The sequence below is a fragment of the Collinsella sp. AM42-18AC genome (genome assembly GCF_003467965.1).
Classification (GTDB): domain Bacteria; phylum Actinomycetota; class Coriobacteriia; order Coriobacteriales; family Coriobacteriaceae; genus Collinsella.
The window spans coordinates 124,148-140,493 of record NZ_QSFY01000005.1; the positions used below are offsets into that span (position 1 = coordinate 124,148).

The window sequence follows — 16,346 nt, forward strand, 5'->3', positions numbered from 1 at the left end:
CCCAATCCGAATTTGTCTCTTGCGTAACTGTACATAGTGTATATATACTGTGCTTACCGGTTATATACACGTGTAGCCCAACAGCTAAGGAGCCGCTGTGGACATCATCCTATCCAATTCGAGCGACAAGCCCATCTACGAGCAGATCTCCTCGCAGGTCAAAGCTCAGATCCTTTCGGGCGCACTCGCTGCGGGAGCCAAACTCCCCAGCATCCGTGCACTCGCGAGCGACCTCGGTGTGAGCGTCATTACCACCAAGCGTGCCTATGCCGACCTGGAACAGCTCGGCTTTATCTGCACCGTGCAGGGCAAGGGCTGCTTTGTCGCCGAGGGAAACCAGGAGCTCTTGCGCGAAAACCAGCTCTGCCATATCGAAGAGTTGCTTGCGCAGGCCGCTACGCAGGCCGAAACCCTGGGCGTCACGCGCGACAAATTGCACGAGATGCTCGACCTTGTAGCCCCCGAAACCATGCAGTAGCCATCTGCAAGAAAGGCTATACCATGCAAAACTTGCTAGAACTCAAAGGCGTTTCACGCCGCGTAAGCGACCGCTTTTCGCTACGCGATGTCACACTCACCGTGGAGCCCGGCCAGATTGTCGGCTTTGTGGGCGCAAACGGCGCCGGCAAGACAACGACCATTCGCGCCGCGCTCGGGCTCATAAAGCTCGATGCCGGCGAGGTGCAGCTGCTTGGCCAGCGCTGCGATGCCAATGCGCCCGGCGAGGCACAGCGCCACCTGCGCTCCCGCGTAGGCCTTGTCCTGGACACGTGCCCCTTCCCCTCCACGCTCAAGGTAGGCCAGATCGAGAGGCTCGTAGGCCCGGCGTACCCCACGTGGAGTAGCGAAACGTTCGCCAGATTTATCGACCGATTTGGCCTTGATCCCAAAGCCAAGGTCAAAGACCTCTCCCGCGGCATGGGCATGAAGCTGCAGCTCGCCTGTGCGCTCAGCCACAATGCCAAGCTGCTCGTTTTGGACGAAGCCACCGCGGGCCTCGATCCCATGGCGCGCGAGGAACTACTCGATGAGCTGCTCGCCTTTGTTTCCGACGGCCAGCGCAGCGTACTGCTCTCGAGCCACATTACGTCCGACCTCGATCGTACCGCCGACCGCGTCATCTGCATCGATAACGGCTCGATTGTATTTGACCTGCCGCGCGAGGACATTACCGACCGCGCCGGCATCGCCCACTGTACCCAAGCACAGGCCGCCGAGCTTACGGCTTGCGTCGAAGGCGCCCGTGCCGCCCGCCACGCCTATAGCGTGGACGTGCTCGTGCCCAACCGTCGCGATACGCTCGAGGCTTTCCCCGAGATTCCCTGCGATCGGGCAACCATTGATGATTATCTTCGCCTCATGCTGAAAGGGGCTTCGAAATGAAACGCGCCTTTATGTCCGAGCTCGCCATCGTTCGCACGCTTATCCCGAGTATTGCGGGCGTCGGCTTATTTATATTCATCGTGTTGACCCTCGCCAACGCATCGGATGGAGATTCCGGCATGAGTGCCGGCGCCTGTGCAGTCAGCGCCATGTCGCCCATCATGGTCATGAGCTCGCTGGCCGGCTTCGACAATCAAAACGGATGGGAGCGCTATCGGGCAACGCTGCCCATCTCGCGCAAAGACATTATTTGTGCCCGCTACCTGTGCATCGTTGTCTTCTCGGCCATCATGGCCTGCGCCGCCGTGCTTTTGAACATCATCGTCCTTCCGCTCTTCAACAGTGCGGGCGTGACCTCGACAGGACAAACCGTCTTTGAGATCGCAATCGCCTCGGCAGCCTCGATGCTCATCTCACTCATGATGGTATTTCTGGCGCAGCCGCTGTTCTTTCGCTTTGGACACATGGAGGCGTTGCGCCTATCCGTTGGCCTGTTTGCCCTGCTTGGTTGCGGCACCATGGCCACGCTGAGCTCCTCCAACCCCATCAGCAACCGGCTCATGTCGATTGCCGGAGCGAATCCCGATCCTGCCGTCCTCGGCTGCTTGTGCGCAGGAATTGCCGTCCTGGCCCTCGTGCTCTTTGCAATGAGCTGCACCATCAGCACCAAGGTCTATCGAACACGCGACCTGTAGCCACGCGAGCCTCGATCCACGAAGGACGCGGTCGTCCCCTCCCCGCAAATCCGTGGCAAACGGCATGTCCCCGGCGTGCGCCACCGCGCTACTTGCGCAGCGGCTTGGGCAGCGGAATGCCCGCCGCAATGACGGCGGCGATGATCATGCAGACGATACCCTTGAGTGGGAAGCACATGAGCAGCAGGCCCACGACCATGACTGGCTGACGCATGACCGCACCCATCGTCGAGGCGGTGCAGACAGCGACGCAAAAGACCGGATCAGCGCCGGTGAGGACGGCAAGACCGTAGCCCAGGCTCACGCCCGAGAAGATAACCGGGAAGAAGTGGCCGCCGCGCCAGCCCATGTTGATGAGGGCGGGCGTCAGCATGGCCTTGACAAGACCGGTTGCAATAAGCACACCAGCGGGAATGGTCATATAGGTCTCCATGAGCACATCGGCTTGTGTCTCGCCGGCAAACATGGTGTAGGGCAAAACCGTGCCGCAGATGGCGAGCGCCAGACCGGCCAGCATGGCTTTGACGACAGGGCGCTCCCCTATGGCGTGGGCCAACGCCTCGCTCGCGTGCTCAGAAACAAAGTACAGCCAGCCGCAGATTGTTCCGATCAACGACAGAGGAATGAGCCAGGTAAGCTCCAGGTTGCCCACCACGGCGGCCTCGAACCTGGGCATGCCCATGCCGCCGCCCATAAGCTGGCCGAGCAGCAGGTAGGTACCCAGACCGCCGGCAATCGCAATGCCGTAGACCACGGTCTTTTGCGCCTTGGGAAGCTTGATGGTGATCTCGTCGGACGCTGAGTCCCCATCGCCGTTGGCGCCCTGGCCGTCGGCGCTACCGGCGAGCGGCGCCACTAAGCCAAAGACGGGCGCGGTAAAGAGCGCCGTCAGGGCGGCCTGGGTGCCCAACAGCGTGAGCTCCCTAAACTCGGCGCCAAAGCGGCGCATGCGGTCGCCGACCCAGCTGCACAGACCCGCGATGACGCCGGTCAGGCCGGCTTCTGGTCCAATGCTTCCGCCAAACAGCAGCGGCAGCAACGCCGCAAGCGAAAGCTTGCCCAGGTTGTCGTACGGGTAGCGGCCGTCGCGCTTTACCTTGGCCATCACCTGGTTGAGGTCATCGGTCTTGGTGCCCGTCATCTTTTCGTACAGACCGATCAGCAGGCCGCCCAACAGGCAGACGAAAAACGGGTAGGGCAAAAAACCGAACGGACCACTCGCGAGCTCGGGCGAAGCGACACCCAGCATATGCGGGATCTCGGTCCATAGATAGTCGATGCCATGCTCCATCGCAAAGAAGAACAGCCAGACCGCGGCGCCCGCAAACGCACCGGTCACAGCCACGCTCACTAAAAACAGCGCACGGTTTTTGGGTTTGGCAAGGTTACCCATCGGGTCCTCCCGTGGTCAAAGTCAACATAGATACGCTTTATTGTAGGGCGAGCGTTGTCCAGACGAGCCAACCATCTGCGCTGCAAACGGCACCATTGGGAGCCATTGTGGGGCAGGCTCAAGACTTATCCGTTGATAATCGAGGCAATCTCGCGCGAATCGTCGGCAAAGTAAATGCCTTGCTGGCGCCTCGGACTCGAAAGCCCCTTATCAATCATGTGCCCGAGCAGCGCCTTGAGGTCGTTGTAGTAACCGTCCAGGTTATACAGGATGCACGGAGCACTCAGGTGTCCCAACGATACCGCAGACATGACCTCGGCAATCTCCTCGAGCGTGCCCGTGCCACCCGGAAAGGCGATAAACGCATCGCCGAGCTCGATCATCTTGGCCTTGCGCTCAGCCATATCGCTCGTCACGATAAGGTCGTCAATACCTTCGTGCTGAAACTCTGCCTCGATAAAAAAGCTCGGCTCAACGCCCGTCACGTGCCCGCCAGCATCGAGCACGCTATCGGCAAGCGCGCCCATCAGGCCCGATTTGGACCCGCCGTATACCAGCGCGTGCCCGTTGGAGCCAATCCAGTTGCCCAGCTCTTGCACCGCAGGCAGAAACGCCGGGTCATTGCCGACGCTGGCGCCCAGATACACGGTGATATTCATATTCAGTCCCCCTCGTCGTGACGCACGGCGCCCGTTCTAGCGTTGGCGTCGGCGATATTCGCGCACGCGGCGCGACAGGTCAGCGAGCTCGTCACGATCGAGCTCTTCCAAATGCTCAAGATCATCCATAAATCGCGCCATGGTGTCCTTTTGGCGCAGTTTAATGAGCGTATTGCAGTAGTTCACCGCCACACCCGTGAGCATGGCGATGTAGAAGATGCTGATGACGCTCAGGATGACGGTGATGGCGCGGGCAACCGGCGTTTCGGCCGGGATATCGCCAAAGCCGACGGTCGAGACCGTCTCAAAGCTAAACCAGAGACCATCGCCAAACGTGAGGGTCGTGGGCTCGGACAGCCAGACAGCCGTCGAGCACAGCAGGTAAAAGATAAGAAACAGGCCCGTGATGCGTGCAAAGCCAGCCTGTCGCAACACGTCGGCAAGCGTCCTCAACTTGTTCATCGCGACCCCTTTTCCCAGACGCCCAATCACATTCGCTCGGTATTGTCCCACATCCGGCACTTGGGGACGTTCCTTTTGTGCCGGCAGAAAGTAGTCATTGGGGACGTTCTTAAATGACTAGTCAAACAAGAACGTCCCCGATGACTAGTCGTTTAAGAACGTCCCCAATGACTAGTCGCCAGTGCCGGGCGCGACCACTTAGCGGCGCGTCCGGCAGCTGGCCAGCTGAGCTGGTATCCTAATGCGGTACCGTCTCGACTCGATAGGATTGCATGTGAAACCTTCCGCCGTCCTTCGCTTAGCTCTATATCGCACCCTAGCCGTCGCGCTTGCCGCGCTCGCCATACTGAGCACCGTCATGCCCACCCCGGCCTTTGCCGCCGACTCCGACCAGCAGGTCAAGACGGTCCGCGTCGGCTGGCTCGTCAACAACGCAGGCTTCCAGGAAGGCACGCCGGGCGAGCGCCTCTCGGGATGGGGTTATGAGTACCTCCAGACCCTCTCGTACTACACAAAGGGTTGGCAATACGAATACGTTCCTGGCACTTTCACCGAGCTTTTGGACATGCTCGAGGCGGGCGAAATCGACCTCATGCCCAACATCTCGTATTCGGCAGAGCGCGAGCAGAAGCTGCTCTTTTCCTCGAACCCCGAGGGCACCGAGCGCTACTACATCTACGCCAGGCCCGATCGCGACGATCTGACCAAGGGTGACCCCCAAGCGCTTCAAGGCCTCACCATCGGCTGCAATTCTGGCGTTATGCAAACCGTCGTCGGCCAGCAGTGGCTCGCCAACGAGGGCATCGCCTGTACTTATAAAGAAATCGACACCGGAAGCGCCCTCTTTGAGGCACTTTCAGACGGCGAGGTCGACGCCATTATCATGAACGACACCATTTCGTCGCCCGACGCGTCGCCCATGTTCTACGTAGGCTCGAGCGACTACTATTTTGCCGTCCCCAAAAGCCGCCCCGATCTGATGAACGACATCAACTCGGCCATGGCGGCAATCAACCGCACCAACCCGCGCTATAACGACGAAGTCAAATCGAACTACTCGGCCCAAAACAGCGGCTCATCATCACTCACTGGCCCCGAGCGTTCCTGGCTCAAAGCAAACGGCAACACCATTACGCTCGGCTATCTTAAAAACGAACTTCCCTACTGCACGCAAAACGACGACGGCGAGATGGAAGGGTCGCTCGCCTCGCTTGCAACGACATTGCACGACAAGTTTGGCATTACGGTTAAAACAGTCGCGTTCTCGAGCAACAAGCAAATGGTCAAAGCCCTTTCCAAAGGAACCATCGATGTCGCGCTGCCGCTGTTTCGCGACTACTGGCTTGCCGAGCAAGGGGGAGCCGTCCAGTCGAACCCGATGGGAACGGTCTCCCTGACCGCCATTCACAGCAGCAACAACCTGGACGGCGACCTTAAGAATATCGCTTGTACAGAGGGCGCGATCGTCAACCGTTTTGAGCTCGAGAGCTTATTCCCCGATGCAACGGTAACCGAATTTCCGAATGCCGACGAGGCGCTCAAAGCCCTCAATAAGGGGACGGCAAGTTGCATCATTGTCCCCAGCACGCGTCTGCAAACCATCCTTGACGCCCACGACATCGAGGACTTCGAAACACAGGAACTCACCAACACGGCGCAACTATCGTGCTTGATTTCGCGCGGCAAACCCGAGCTGTTGGGAATCATTAATAAGGGCATCATCAATGCAGGCGAATCGCTCTCTGCAAGCAGCTATTCCCCCACATCGTACTCGGCGCAAGAATCGGACACGTTCCGGTTTATCTACCGCAACCGCATCGCCGTTGCGACCGTTATCATCTGCGTATTGCTCGCCGGCATCGTCGTCCTTATCTGGTCGCTTCATCGCGCGCAGAAAGAACGCCAGAAAGCCGACGCCGCCAACGCCGCCAAAACCGCTTTCCTCACGCGCATGAGCCACGATATCCGCACACCGCTCAACGGCATGCTGGGCCTTATCGAAATTGAGGAATTGAAAGAAGGCGACATGCAGGTCGCCAGGGAAAGCCGCGCCAAGGCGCGTGTTGCCGCCAACCACCTACTGTCGTTGATTAACGACATCCTCGAGATGGGCAGGATCGAGGAGTGCAAAGTGACGCTCGAGCACGAATCATTCAACCTCAAAGAGCTGTGCGACAATGCGCTCGTGCTGTGCAAGCTCCGCGCATCTGATCGTGGCATAACAATGCTCGACACCAGCGAGCCCTACGCTGTCGACCAATACATGATCGGCAGCCCCACCCATATTCGACAAATCCTCGTCAACCTGCTCGACAACAGCATCAAGTACAACAAGCGCGGTGGCACCGTCACATTCTCGTCGATTGTCAAACCGCTCGATGACGAGCACGCAGTGTTTTGCTTTAGCGTCTCGGACACCGGCATCGGCATGTCGCCCGAGTTTCTTAAACACATCTACGAACCGTTTGCCCAAGAGGGCAACGATGCCCGCAGTAAATTTCAGGGAACTGGCATGGGCATGCCGATCGTCAAATCGCTCATAGACATGATGGGCGGCACGATTGAGATTTCGAGCGAGGTCGGCGTGGGAAGTACGTTCAACGTCCAGATTCCGCTCGATATCGACAAGAACCCTCAGGCAAGAGAAGGTGCGGACGAGCAGGCGATCAGCTGCTCGCTTGCCGGCATGAACGTTCTTTTGGCCGAAGACAACGAGCTCAATGCCGAAATTGCCCAGGCCCTGCTCGAAAGCGAAGGCATCGTCGTAACTCGCGCCGCCGACGGCAAAGAAGCGGTCGAACTATACACTAGTCGTCCCGCCGGCAGCTTCGATGCGATCCTGATGGACATCATGATGCCGGGTATGGATGGCTACGAGGCAACTCGCGCGATTCGTCTGAGCGAGAAGGCCGATGCAGCCGACATCCCCATCATCGCGCTCACCGCCAATGCCTTTGCCGAGGACGCCAAGGCGGCACACGATGCCGGCATGAACGCCCATCTGCCCAAACCGCTCGACTTTAACAAGCTCAAAAACATCCTCGCCCGCATCAAGAAAAACGGAACTGTTTCGCTATAGTTTGTGCCCAACTGTCATGCACAGCTAGAAAGGAAGCCGACGATGTTTAGACCCTTACGCCGAAAGAAACGTGCCATCACCGACGAGGAGGCGCGCGAGCTGCTGGCCACCTGTAAGCGCGGCGTCTTTGCCGTTAACGGCGATGATGGCTACCCTTATGCCATTCCCGTCAACTACTTCTTTGACACCGAGCACGACAAGATTTATTTCCATGGCGCCAAGGCTGGCCACAAGGTCGATTCACTCAGGCGTGATGACAAAGTCTGCTTTACCGTTTACGGCAACGAGTGGTACAAGGACGATGACTGGGCTCCCTACGTTATGAGCGCCGTGGTCTTTGGCCGTTGCCACCTGGTAGATGAGGCCCCCGCGTTTATCGAGGACAAAGTCCGCCAGTTAGCGCTTAAGTACTACCCTTCTGCCGAAGAAGTCGAGGAGGAAATCGCCAAAGACATCAAGGGCGTCCAACTCTACGAGATTTCGATTGAGCATCTTTGCGGCAAGCAGATCCATGAAAAGTAAGCCTAAAGGCAGGTCCTACAAATAGCAAAATGGCTCGGTTCCAACCAGTATTGGAACCGAGCCATTTGTTTATGAAGCGTCGGCGGCTATGTGCGCAAGCGCCTCAACGAGATCCTGAGAACTCACGGGTTTGCTCAGATGCGCGTTCATGCCCGCCTCGCGCGAAAGCCTACGGTCGTCGGCAAAGGCATTGGCGCTCACGGCGATAATCGGCGTGGTCGCGGCGTCCTCGCGATCGAGCGCTCGAATCTGACGCGTGGCCTCAAGGCCATCGATGCCGGGCATCATGATGTCCATCAATACCACGTCGTACTCGTGCGGCGCACTCGCGGCAAACGTCTCGACGGCAGACTCGCCATCTTTGACATGTGTCACGACGGCACCGGCGCGGTCGAGCGTAAACTGTGCGATCTCGGCATTCAGGTCGTTATCCTCTACGAGCAAAACACGCAGGCCCTGGAGCACGTCGCTGTCGCCTGCATCCACGCGAACTGCCTGGGGAATCTCGGAACTCTTGCACTTCTCAAACGGCAGGCAAATGGTAAACGTCGTCCCCCGCCCCAAGGCGCTCGTAAAGCTCATGGTTCCGCCCATAAGCTCGACCAACTGTTTGGCAATAGACGCGCCCAGGCCAGTTCCCGATGAAGCGCCTTCCACCTGTTGTTCCTCGCGGCTGAACGGCTCGTAGAGGTGCTGTTGAAACTCCTCGCTCATGCCAATGCCGTTATCGGCGATCGTGTATTCATAGACGGGGACACCGTCCACCGGCTCCACCTCGCGGCATGTCAGGCGAACATAGCCGCCCTGGCGGTTGTACTTGACGGCATTACCGGCAATATTGAGCAACAGACGCTTGAGGTGCGTCACGCTCACCCGGGCATAGGGATGATCAAGAGTCCGTTGGTCGCAGATAATTGTCACCAGGCGCTCCTCGGCTTGGCGCTCCAGAATATCGCACACCTCATAGTTGAGGGCCACCAAATTTGTGGGCACGAGGTCCAGGCTGATCTGCCCGCTCTCCAGGCGACTCATATCGAGTGCCTCGTTCGCAAGGTCGAGCAGCAGCCCCGATGCTGTCCAAATCTTTGAGCGGCACTCGGTCTGCTTTTGCAAGTCGTCTGCGTTGGCATTGCCCACCTCGACCATACCGCGAATACCGTTGATGGGCGTGCGCAGGTCGTGGCTCATGCGACGCAGGAACTCCGTCTTTGCAGAGTTGGCAGACGAGGCTTCGCGCGCTGCCTTTGCCAGCTTGTCGCCATAGCCGCGCTCCTGCAGCAACAGGTCGGTCAAGTGTTGGCGCTCGGCGCGGCGGCGCGCCAACACGACAGTGGCTATAACACCGACGTAGAGCGCTGACACGCTGGCAACAACAACGGCGACGACCCCGAAGTAACGCTGCGCGGACGCATAGGTGTACACGTAAAAATTGCACGCTTTACCAAATGTGCCCAGATACCACTCTCCGTTGGCATTGACCAATCTGACCTTACCAGCCAGGCAACGCTCCTTAATACCGTCAACAATGATGGCATCCGTCGCAGGCAAATCGAGCACGCCCGATATGGTGGGTTCAACGGCATTGGTCGCAACGACCTTGCCATCGTTTTCGATCACGATATTGCCGCTATCGATGGTCTCATAACCATCGAGCAAGCTCTGCAATTTGAGCGTATTGCTCGCGACCGCCTTGGCGCTCTGGTGCCTCACCGCGACAACGATGCCCTCACCGTCCCGCCGGGCCACGCAGCCAATGTCTGCGACCGAATCGTCCGCAAGCGTAATGCGAGCGGTATAGGACTTAAGCGGATGGGCTGCCACCTCCAGCACAGGCGCCTCTTTGAGATTCTCGGCGAGCGACTCGTAGCTCACGTTATCCGTCGAGGACTCGGACACCAAGTTGCCCGATGCGTCCGTCACGATCAGCGCTGTCACATTAAACTGGCCAGCATATTGCTCCAACGTAGCGTTATCCACCGAGCCGTCGCGCTTCATATCGCGCGCTGCCTCTCCGGCAATCTCCATAACGCGAATCAGATTTTTGGTCGCATAGGCGCTGTTGAACGCATCGTAGGAAAGACTCTGTGTCGCCACGTAGTTGACAGCGTCGGCAAAGCGCTGCTCGGCCTGAGCTGTCGTGTAGCTGTAGCTCATCACGCCGGCAACAGCCGAGAGCGCTATCCCCAACAGGGCGGCAAAGACCCATACCCGGACCGAGCGATCGTCCCGCTCGTCTGCGGTGTGGTCGGGTACATCAATCACGACAGGCCCTCCATATTCAAAAATGGCGAAGGGTCATCAACGTACTTTGACACCAGGCGTTCCATGGTGCCATCGGCAAGCATTTCTTGGTAGGCATGGGCGAGCTTAACGTCGATGCCGCGCGCGTCATTGATATCGAAGGCGGTGCCCAAACCAACCTCTAGCAGTGGCTCATCCAGAATGCGATACGTCACGCCATAGTCTTTTTCGTAGGCGAGCAGCGAGGACTCGTGCGCGGCGATGGCATCGACCAGGCCCTCGACGAGCGCCGGGTTCAGGTACGAGCGGTCCGAGAAGCTGTAGAGCTCCTTAATCTGCGGAACGTTTTCATTGGTGCGATCGAGCAGAATCGATTCGGGCTTAGTGGTGGACTGAACCGCCACGACCTTGTCCTTAAGATCGGCAAGCGTGTAGATATCGCTCTCGGGATCGACAGCAACCACCTGTCGGCTCGCGAGGTATGGACCGGCCCAACGATACTCGTTTTCGCGGCCCGTCATACTAAAGCTGCCCATGACGCAATCGAGCTCGCCGCTCGCCAGCAGTTCTTTGTTCTTTTCCCAGTCGATCAGCTGGTATTTTGGCTTGTAACCAATGCGGCCCAAAGCCTCGGTCAAAATCTCGACATCCAGGCCAACGATATCGCCGTACTCGTCGCTATACACAAACGGCGGATAGAGGTCGCTGCCGACGTTGAGCGTCGTAAGGCCGTCATCTTTGACGTCTTCGGCTGGGCTTTCTACTGCAGACGTCGAGGTTCCATCATTCGATCCAAAACAGCCAGCTATCGCCACGACAAAGGCGCCCACCACTGCAAGCGCAACAAACAACGATATGGCGACCGAGCGACGAGGTCTTTTCATCGAGCTCCAGACAATCCTGTTTACAGACTCAAGTTCAAAGATAATAGCAGACAAAGCCGCGCTCGCGCTCAATGGTTACAGACGCTTTACCCATGCGGGGCCTTCCAGCCAACCTGACAGACAGCCCCGCATGCAGCGCCCACTTACTGCGCATTAAAAACGTAGCGGTCCAGGCGCTCGCACGCCTCCCTTACGCGCGAAAGCGGCAGCGCCAGATTCACGCGGATGTGGCAGGGTCCGTGGAACGGACGGCCGTCCTGATAGCCCACGCCCACACGTGCGCCCTCGTCGAGCAGCCACTGAATATCGTGCCCATGCACGCAGCACCACTCCGTGCAGTCCAGGAACACCATATAGGTGCCCTGCGGGCGCGAATAGGACACGCCCTCAAAATGCTCGTCCACGTAATCGCAGAAGTAGTCAATGTTGCCCTCGATAACCTCGTTGAGCTCATCGAGCCACTCGTAGCCCTGCGGCTGGTAGGCGCCGATAAGCGCATGCATCGAAAGGACATTCATCTCGTTGTAGTGGGTCTTATTGGACACGGCGCACACGCGGTCGCGCAGCGTCTCGTTATAGATGATGTGGTAGCTGCCGACCAGGCCCGCAAGGTTAAACGTCTTGCTCGGCGCATAGAGGGCGACCGTGCGCATGCGGGCATCCTCGCTCACCGACTGCGTCGGGATATGCTTGTGACCCGGCAGGATGATGTCGGACCAGATCTCATCCGAGATCACCACGCAATCGTGCTGGCGATAGATGTCCATGGCGCGTTCAATCTCGTCGCGCTCCCATACGCGCCCGCAGGGATTGTGCGGCGAGCAGAACACCGCGGCATGAACGTGGTTTTGGGTGAGCTTGCGTTCCATGTCCTCAAAGTCCATGCGCCACACGCCCTGGTCGTCGAGCTTGAGTGGGCTGTGGACAATGCGATAGCCCGCCGCTTCGATGGACTTGGTAAAGCCGATGTAGGTAGGGCTGTGGACCAGCACCGCATCGCCCGGCTGGACATACGCGCGCAGGGTCGACACGACACCGCCCAGCACGCCGTTCTCGTAGCCGATATGTTCCGGGAGCAGACCCTCGACGCCATTACGGCGGCTCTGCCATTCGATGATACGGTCGAAGTACTCGGGGCGCGGATCGAAATAGCCAAACATGGGATGCTGGGCGCGCTGAATGATGTACTCCTGGACCGTGGGCACCGTGGCAAAGTTCATGTCCGCTACCCACATGGGGATGCGGTCGAAGCCCTCGTCGGGTGCGTTCGGAGCCATGCCGGGGATTTCGCCCCAGGAGTCAACGGCGATGGCGTCCATGCCGTGGCGGTCGATAAGCGAAGTAAAGTCGTATTTCATGCTGAGCTCCCGTGCAAAGCGGATTGTTTTGGTAGGCGTTATTGTCCACCAGCGTGGGCGGTTTTGGCATGGGGTTTGGCGTTGAATTTGGCGGGCGCCGGCGAATGGCCGGCTAATCCCGCGCGTCGTTGACGGCGGCTACCGTCAACCTGGTTCCATCAACCGTAAAGGATATGTCAAGCCCAGCGTAAGCCAGATGGTAGACGCGGTTTGGCTCGTGTTTGCTACCCGCGCGGCGCGGATCCTGGCGAAGGACCTCGACCAACCCGGGGAGCTTTGTGGGCGGGACCATCTCCTGCAGCGCTTGTGGGAACTCGATATCGAGCTCTTGCCACGGCGTATCCTCAATCCAGCCGCCCGTTGCATCCGGGTGGCAGTCCGCAAACGGAATGTAGGGCTTAATGTCGTAGATGGGCGTGCCGTCGCGCAGATCGGCTCCCAGCACATGAATGATGGGACCGTCGTCGGTAAGCTCCACGCGGTCGAGCTTGACGCAGGTGAGACCGATAGGATTAGGGCGAAACGGACTGCGTGTGGCAAACACGCCCACGCGCTCGGCCCCGCCCAGGCGCGGCGGACGCACGGTCTTCGACCACTTGGCGTTGGTGCCGGACCTGTCCTGCGCCTTGGCATCGGCGGCGATGTCTTCCGCCGTGCCGCCGGGCGTTCCGTTTTCAAAGCGCCAGAGCAGCCATAGGTGAGAGAAGGAGTCCAGGCCCTCAACTGCCGCGCTAAAGGCAAATTCCTGCTCAAAGACGATGCGTCCCTCAAGATGAGGCGCCAAAAAGCTGTTGCGCGGAATGCCGAACTTCTGCGGCAGGTCGGTATGTATGTGTGCAATAGGTTCCATGCCGGTCATTGTACGGCACTGGTGCGCGGGCGAGGGGCCGCGATTCCCGCTCATCGCCATCTGCATGCAACCAACGGTTGCTTGGAAGGGTGCCTGCCGCCGCGTATGCTTAAGCCATCAACCAGCAGAAAGGAGCCGTTATGGCCTTCGCAGAAAAGCTCATCGCCGTCCGTCGCGCCAACAATCTCACCCAAGAGCAGCTCGCCGCCAAGCTCTACGTCACGCGCCAAGCCGTCAGCCGTTGGGAACGCGGCGAGGTCACACCGGGCATCGACATGATGAAGCTCATTGCCGCCGTGACCGGCGAGCCTCTGTCTCATCTGCTCGAAATGCCCGAGCACTATTGCCAGAGCTGCGGCATGATACTCACGCCCGACGACTGCGGCACCGATGCCGCGGGCGCCACGACCGACCATTACTGCAAGTGGTGCTACGACCGCGGCAAGTACACCTACGAGACTACGATGGAGGCGATGATCGAGGATTGCGCCCCGCGTCTGGCGCAAAACACCGGTATGTCACTCGACGAGGCCGTCTCGCTCATGGGCGCCGTGCTGCCGCAACTGGAGCGCTGGCGCACCGTGCAGGAAAACGAAGAGCGCTACGGCGCCGAAGCCCGGGCGCGCTATGGCGATGAGGCAATCGATGCGGCAAGCGAGGCGTTGCTGGACATGGATCCCGAGACATGGAACGACATGAAGGAACTTGAACGCGCTATTCTGGGCCAGCTCTCGATTGCCATGGGCGACGGCGATCCAAAGAGTAGCGAAGCCCGCAAGCTTGTCGCAATGCACCGCCGATGGATTGGCCTTAACTGGGGACACGAGCCCCAGGACGAAGCATACCTGGGCCTCGCCAATGGTTATCTTGCCGACCAGCGCTTTGTTGACTACTACGACAAGCCCTGCGGCACCGGAGCCACGGCGTTTCTGGTACAGGCAATCGAGTCGTCGTTGACGCGTGCATAGACCGCGGCGGCTTTGGGTATTTCAATCGAAACCTCAACCGATTGGAGACCTATGGCTACTGATCACGAGCTCGCGCTCTACGTTATGACCGGCTGCCCGTATTGCATAAAGGTCAAGCGCTTCCTGGCCGATAACGGCGTGACCATCCCCGAGCGTAATATCTCGACCGATTCCGATGCCGAGCGGACACTCATCGCCGTCGGCGGAAAACGCCAGGTTCCCTGCCTGTTCATTGACGGCGCGCCACTCTACGAATCGAACGACATCATCGCGTGGATACAGAAGAACCTGCTCTAGCGTTCTATTGCGGTCGGCCGGCCCCAACGCACAAACCCATACGGCACAAACATGTACGTCAGCATCCAAAGTCGACATTTTTCGACATCTTTGGATGCTGACGTACAGCTTTTTGCATGGGCCTACCACAGGTAGTCATTGGGGACGTTCTTAAATGACTAGTTACTTGTATTTTTAAAAAAAATGTTCAGCTAAAGTAAACTTACATTCAGGATAATTTGAACAACCATAAAACGATTTTTTTAATACAATATTGTTGCCACACTTAGGACATTTTCCTACAAGGGGTCCCGAGCGCTTAGTGGGAATTTGTACCCCTTATCGATACAAATTCCCCGTAGGCGCTAGGGACCTCTTTAGCTTCTTGGAAGCTGTCAGTAGTATATCTAATAATTTATCTCCATTCCCTTTAGTAACGTGTAACTTTCCAAATTTAAAAAAGCGACTCATAGAATTATTTCCTCCCGTTAAATAATAGATAACTATTAAAAATAGACAATACTTGCTCATAAGTAACGGTACTTAAATTGTTTACTTTGGCGTGTTTCATTGCTTGATGAAACTGATTTTTAGTAAACAGTTGACGATATTCTCGATTGACCCATTTTGAAACAAAGTACGTATATAGCTTCCAATATTTATCTGGAACATCTGTGGTATGGCGGGTAAGTTTTATTAAGACACTGTTTACTTTTGGTTTAGGATGAAAGCATTCCGCTGGCAGCTTAAGCAATTGCTGAATCGAGACTTGAGTGTGCAAGAGCAACCCTAGTGTTCGGTGAATATCCAAGGTACGCTTGTAGAATCCTTCTTCAACAATCAGATAGATGTCAGACGCATGGCTTTCAAAAACCACTTTTTTAATAATTTGTGTGCTTAAATGGTAAGGAATACTCCCAACAATTTTATACCTCTGTTTGTTAGGGAATTGAAACTGTAGAATATCTTGGTGAATTAAAGTGACACGAGTGTTCAGTTTTAATTTTTCTGACGATAAGTTGAATAGATGACTGTCTAATTCAATAGACGTTACCTGTTTACTTATTTTAGCCAGTTTCGTCGTTAAATGCCCTTTACCTGTTCCAATTTCGTAAACGGTATCGGTTTCTTTTAAATTCAATTGTTTTATTATTTGGTTGAGTACTTTTTCACTCGTTAAAAAGTTTTGAGAATATTTTATATTTTTGTTCATGTAATCACTCCTGAAGTGATTACATCAGTAAATAAATACAGAAGTTAAACGATTTGTTTGTAATTTTAGTTATCTGTTTAAAAAGTCATAAGATTAGTCACTGGTAGGAATTAATCTAACGTATTTATTTATCTGCGTAATCACTGTTTTTAGTCTGTTTCAAAACAGTAGATGTTTTATCTACATTACGCATTTGGAATACCAACATGACGAATCCCTCCTTCTTAATTACAAATTTTTAGCATCTAATTTAATTTCAATTCCTATTATACACAAAATTTTAAGATAAATCAATAGCTGTTGTTAAAATATCGCTTGCTGAAATAGTTTCCTTGATTATCGACTTTATCCGAACACCTCCCA

Annotated in this window: 16 protein-coding genes and 1 pseudogene; 7 read left to right on the forward strand and 10 right to left on the reverse strand. The window is 56.6% G+C overall.

Going from position 1 to position 16,346, the window contains the following annotated elements:
- The first annotated feature begins 97 nt into the window (after positions 1 to 97).
- The 3 genes from DW913_RS04470 to DW913_RS04480 are packed head-to-tail and all read left to right on the forward strand — an operon-like array spanning position 98 to position 2,078.
- Positions 98 to 478 carry a GntR family transcriptional regulator gene (locus DW913_RS04470; RefSeq protein WP_117743314.1) on the forward strand — a complete coding sequence of 127 codons (381 nt, stop codon included), beginning with the start codon at positions 98 to 100 and terminating at the stop codon, positions 476 to 478.
- Between the two features lie 23 nt (positions 479 to 501).
- Positions 502 to 1,383: an ABC transporter ATP-binding protein gene (locus DW913_RS04475; protein WP_117797715.1), complete on the forward strand. Its 882-nt coding sequence runs from the start codon at positions 502 to 504 to the stop codon at positions 1,381 to 1,383.
- Positions 1,380 to 2,078 (forward strand): ABC-2 transporter permease, encoded by a 699-nt coding sequence (locus tag DW913_RS04480; protein ID WP_117797716.1) that lies wholly within the window; start codon positions 1,380 to 1,382, stop codon positions 2,076 to 2,078. The genes DW913_RS04475 and DW913_RS04480 overlap by 4 nt, the downstream gene beginning before the upstream one ends.
- Before the next feature lie 88 nt (positions 2,079 to 2,166).
- Here the strand turns inward: DW913_RS04480 and DW913_RS04485 are convergent, their stop codons facing one another.
- From DW913_RS04485 to DW913_RS04495, 3 genes are all read right to left on the reverse strand, one after another.
- Positions 2,167 to 3,471 (reverse strand): chloride channel protein, encoded by a 1,305-nt coding sequence (locus DW913_RS04485; RefSeq protein WP_117797717.1) that lies wholly within the window; start codon positions 3,469 to 3,471, stop codon positions 2,167 to 2,169.
- A 125-nt stretch (positions 3,472 to 3,596) separates the two neighbouring features.
- Positions 3,597 to 4,130 carry a TIGR00730 family Rossman fold protein gene (locus DW913_RS04490; RefSeq protein WP_117797718.1) on the reverse strand — a complete coding sequence of 178 codons (534 nt, stop codon included), beginning with the start codon at positions 4,128 to 4,130 and terminating at the stop codon, positions 3,597 to 3,599.
- A 36-nt stretch (positions 4,131 to 4,166) separates the two neighbouring features.
- Complete coding sequence (locus DW913_RS04495) at positions 4,167 to 4,592, reverse strand: potassium channel family protein (RefSeq protein ID WP_117797719.1); 426 nt, start codon at positions 4,590 to 4,592, stop codon at positions 4,167 to 4,169.
- 274 nt (positions 4,593 to 4,866) lie between these two features.
- On the opposite strand from DW913_RS04495, the gene DW913_RS04500 reads away from it, so the two are divergent.
- Both DW913_RS04500 and DW913_RS04505 read left to right on the forward strand, forming a co-directional pair.
- Positions 4,867 to 7,671 carry a transporter substrate-binding domain-containing protein gene (locus DW913_RS04500; protein WP_158566194.1) on the forward strand — a complete coding sequence of 935 codons (2,805 nt, stop codon included), beginning with the start codon at positions 4,867 to 4,869 and terminating at the stop codon, positions 7,669 to 7,671.
- 42 nt (positions 7,672 to 7,713) lie between these two features.
- Positions 7,714 to 8,193, forward strand: coding sequence for a pyridoxamine 5'-phosphate oxidase family protein (locus tag DW913_RS04505; RefSeq protein WP_117797721.1), 480 nt, complete (start codon positions 7,714 to 7,716; stop codon positions 8,191 to 8,193).
- A gap of 69 nt (positions 8,194 to 8,262) precedes the next feature.
- On the opposite strand, the gene DW913_RS04510 is transcribed toward DW913_RS04505, so the two are convergent.
- From DW913_RS04510 to DW913_RS04525, 4 genes are all read right to left on the reverse strand, one after another.
- Positions 8,263 to 10,455: an ATP-binding protein gene (locus DW913_RS04510; RefSeq protein ID WP_117797722.1), complete on the reverse strand. Its 2,193-nt coding sequence runs from the start codon at positions 10,453 to 10,455 to the stop codon at positions 8,263 to 8,265.
- On the reverse strand, positions 10,452 to 11,318 hold the full coding sequence (locus DW913_RS04515) for an ABC transporter substrate-binding protein (RefSeq protein WP_117797723.1): 867 nt from the start codon (positions 11,316 to 11,318) through the stop codon (positions 10,452 to 10,454). The genes DW913_RS04510 and DW913_RS04515 overlap by 4 nt, the downstream gene beginning before the upstream one ends.
- A 143-nt stretch (positions 11,319 to 11,461) precedes the next feature.
- The gene (locus DW913_RS04520; protein ID WP_117797724.1) at positions 11,462 to 12,676 is read right to left on the reverse strand and encodes a MalY/PatB family protein; all 1,215 of its coding nucleotides are present in this window, start codon (positions 12,674 to 12,676) and stop codon (positions 11,462 to 11,464) included.
- Positions 12,677 to 12,788: 112 nt separating this feature from the next.
- Positions 12,789 to 13,526, reverse strand: a complete 738-nt coding sequence (locus DW913_RS04525; protein WP_233541996.1) for a tRNA (N6-threonylcarbamoyladenosine(37)-N6)-methyltransferase TrmO — start codon at positions 13,524 to 13,526, stop codon at positions 12,789 to 12,791.
- A 140-nt stretch (positions 13,527 to 13,666) separates the two neighbouring features.
- On the opposite strand from DW913_RS04525, the gene DW913_RS10025 reads away from it, so the two are divergent.
- Positions 13,667 to 14,494 carry a TipAS antibiotic-recognition domain-containing protein gene (locus DW913_RS10025; RefSeq protein ID WP_118094155.1) on the forward strand — a complete coding sequence of 276 codons (828 nt, stop codon included), beginning with the start codon at positions 13,667 to 13,669 and terminating at the stop codon, positions 14,492 to 14,494.
- Positions 14,495 to 14,545: 51 nt separating this feature from the next.
- The gene (locus DW913_RS04535) at positions 14,546 to 14,791 is read left to right on the forward strand and encodes a glutaredoxin (protein WP_117645838.1); all 246 of its coding nucleotides are present in this window, start codon (positions 14,546 to 14,548) and stop codon (positions 14,789 to 14,791) included.
- Positions 14,792 to 14,971: 180 nt separating this feature from the next.
- Here the strand turns inward: DW913_RS04535 and DW913_RS10255 are convergent.
- The 3 genes and pseudogenes from DW913_RS10255 to DW913_RS04555 form a co-directional block, all read right to left on the reverse strand.
- Positions 14,972 to 15,076 (reverse strand): annotated as a pseudogene (locus DW913_RS10255) (topoisomerase DNA-binding C4 zinc finger domain-containing protein); the annotation flags it as partial.
- A gap of 169 nt (positions 15,077 to 15,245) precedes the next feature.
- Positions 15,246 to 15,983 carry a 23S rRNA (adenine(2058)-N(6))-methyltransferase Erm(B) gene (gene erm(B), locus DW913_RS04550; RefSeq protein ID WP_002292226.1) on the reverse strand — a complete coding sequence of 246 codons (738 nt, stop codon included), beginning with the start codon at positions 15,981 to 15,983 and terminating at the stop codon, positions 15,246 to 15,248.
- Between the two features lie 124 nt (positions 15,984 to 16,107).
- Positions 16,108 to 16,191 carry a 23S rRNA methyltransferase attenuation leader peptide gene (locus tag DW913_RS04555; protein WP_001814874.1) on the reverse strand — a complete coding sequence of 28 codons (84 nt, stop codon included), beginning with the start codon at positions 16,189 to 16,191 and terminating at the stop codon, positions 16,108 to 16,110.
- Positions 16,192 to 16,346 lie beyond the last annotated feature (155 nt).

Bases quoted from the DNA above. Each gene is read 5' to 3' on its own strand.
- DW913_RS04475 (WP_117797715.1), top strand. From the start codon at position 502: ATGCAAAACTTGCTAGAACTCAAAGGCGTTTCACGCCGCGTAAGCGAC.
- DW913_RS04480 (WP_117797716.1), top strand. From the start codon at position 1,380: ATGAAACGCGCCTTTATGTCCGAGCTCGCCATCGTTCGCACGCTTATC.
- DW913_RS04485 (WP_117797717.1), bottom strand. From the start codon at position 3,471: ATGGGTAACCTTGCCAAACCCAAAAACCGTGCGCTGTTTTTAGTGAGC.
- DW913_RS04490 (WP_117797718.1), bottom strand. From the start codon at position 4,130: ATGAATATCACCGTGTATCTGGGCGCCAGCGTCGGCAATGACCCGGCG.
- DW913_RS04495 (WP_117797719.1), bottom strand. From the start codon at position 4,592: ATGAACAAGTTGAGGACGCTTGCCGACGTGTTGCGACAGGCTGGCTTT.
- DW913_RS04505 (WP_117797721.1), top strand. From the start codon at position 7,714: ATGTTTAGACCCTTACGCCGAAAGAAACGTGCCATCACCGACGAGGAG.
- DW913_RS04515 (WP_117797723.1), bottom strand. From the start codon at position 11,318: ATGAAAAGACCTCGTCGCTCGGTCGCCATATCGTTGTTTGTTGCGCTT.
- DW913_RS04520 (WP_117797724.1), bottom strand. From the start codon at position 12,676: ATGAAATACGACTTTACTTCGCTTATCGACCGCCACGGCATGGACGCC.
- DW913_RS04525 (WP_233541996.1), bottom strand. From the start codon at position 13,526: ATGGAACCTATTGCACACATACATACCGACCTGCCGCAGAAGTTCGGC.
- DW913_RS10025 (WP_118094155.1), top strand. From the start codon at position 13,667: ATGGCCTTCGCAGAAAAGCTCATCGCCGTCCGTCGCGCCAACAATCTC.
- DW913_RS04535 (WP_117645838.1), top strand. From the start codon at position 14,546: ATGGCTACTGATCACGAGCTCGCGCTCTACGTTATGACCGGCTGCCCG.
- DW913_RS04555 (WP_001814874.1), bottom strand. From the start codon at position 16,191: ATGTTGGTATTCCAAATGCGTAATGTAGATAAAACATCTACTGTTTTG.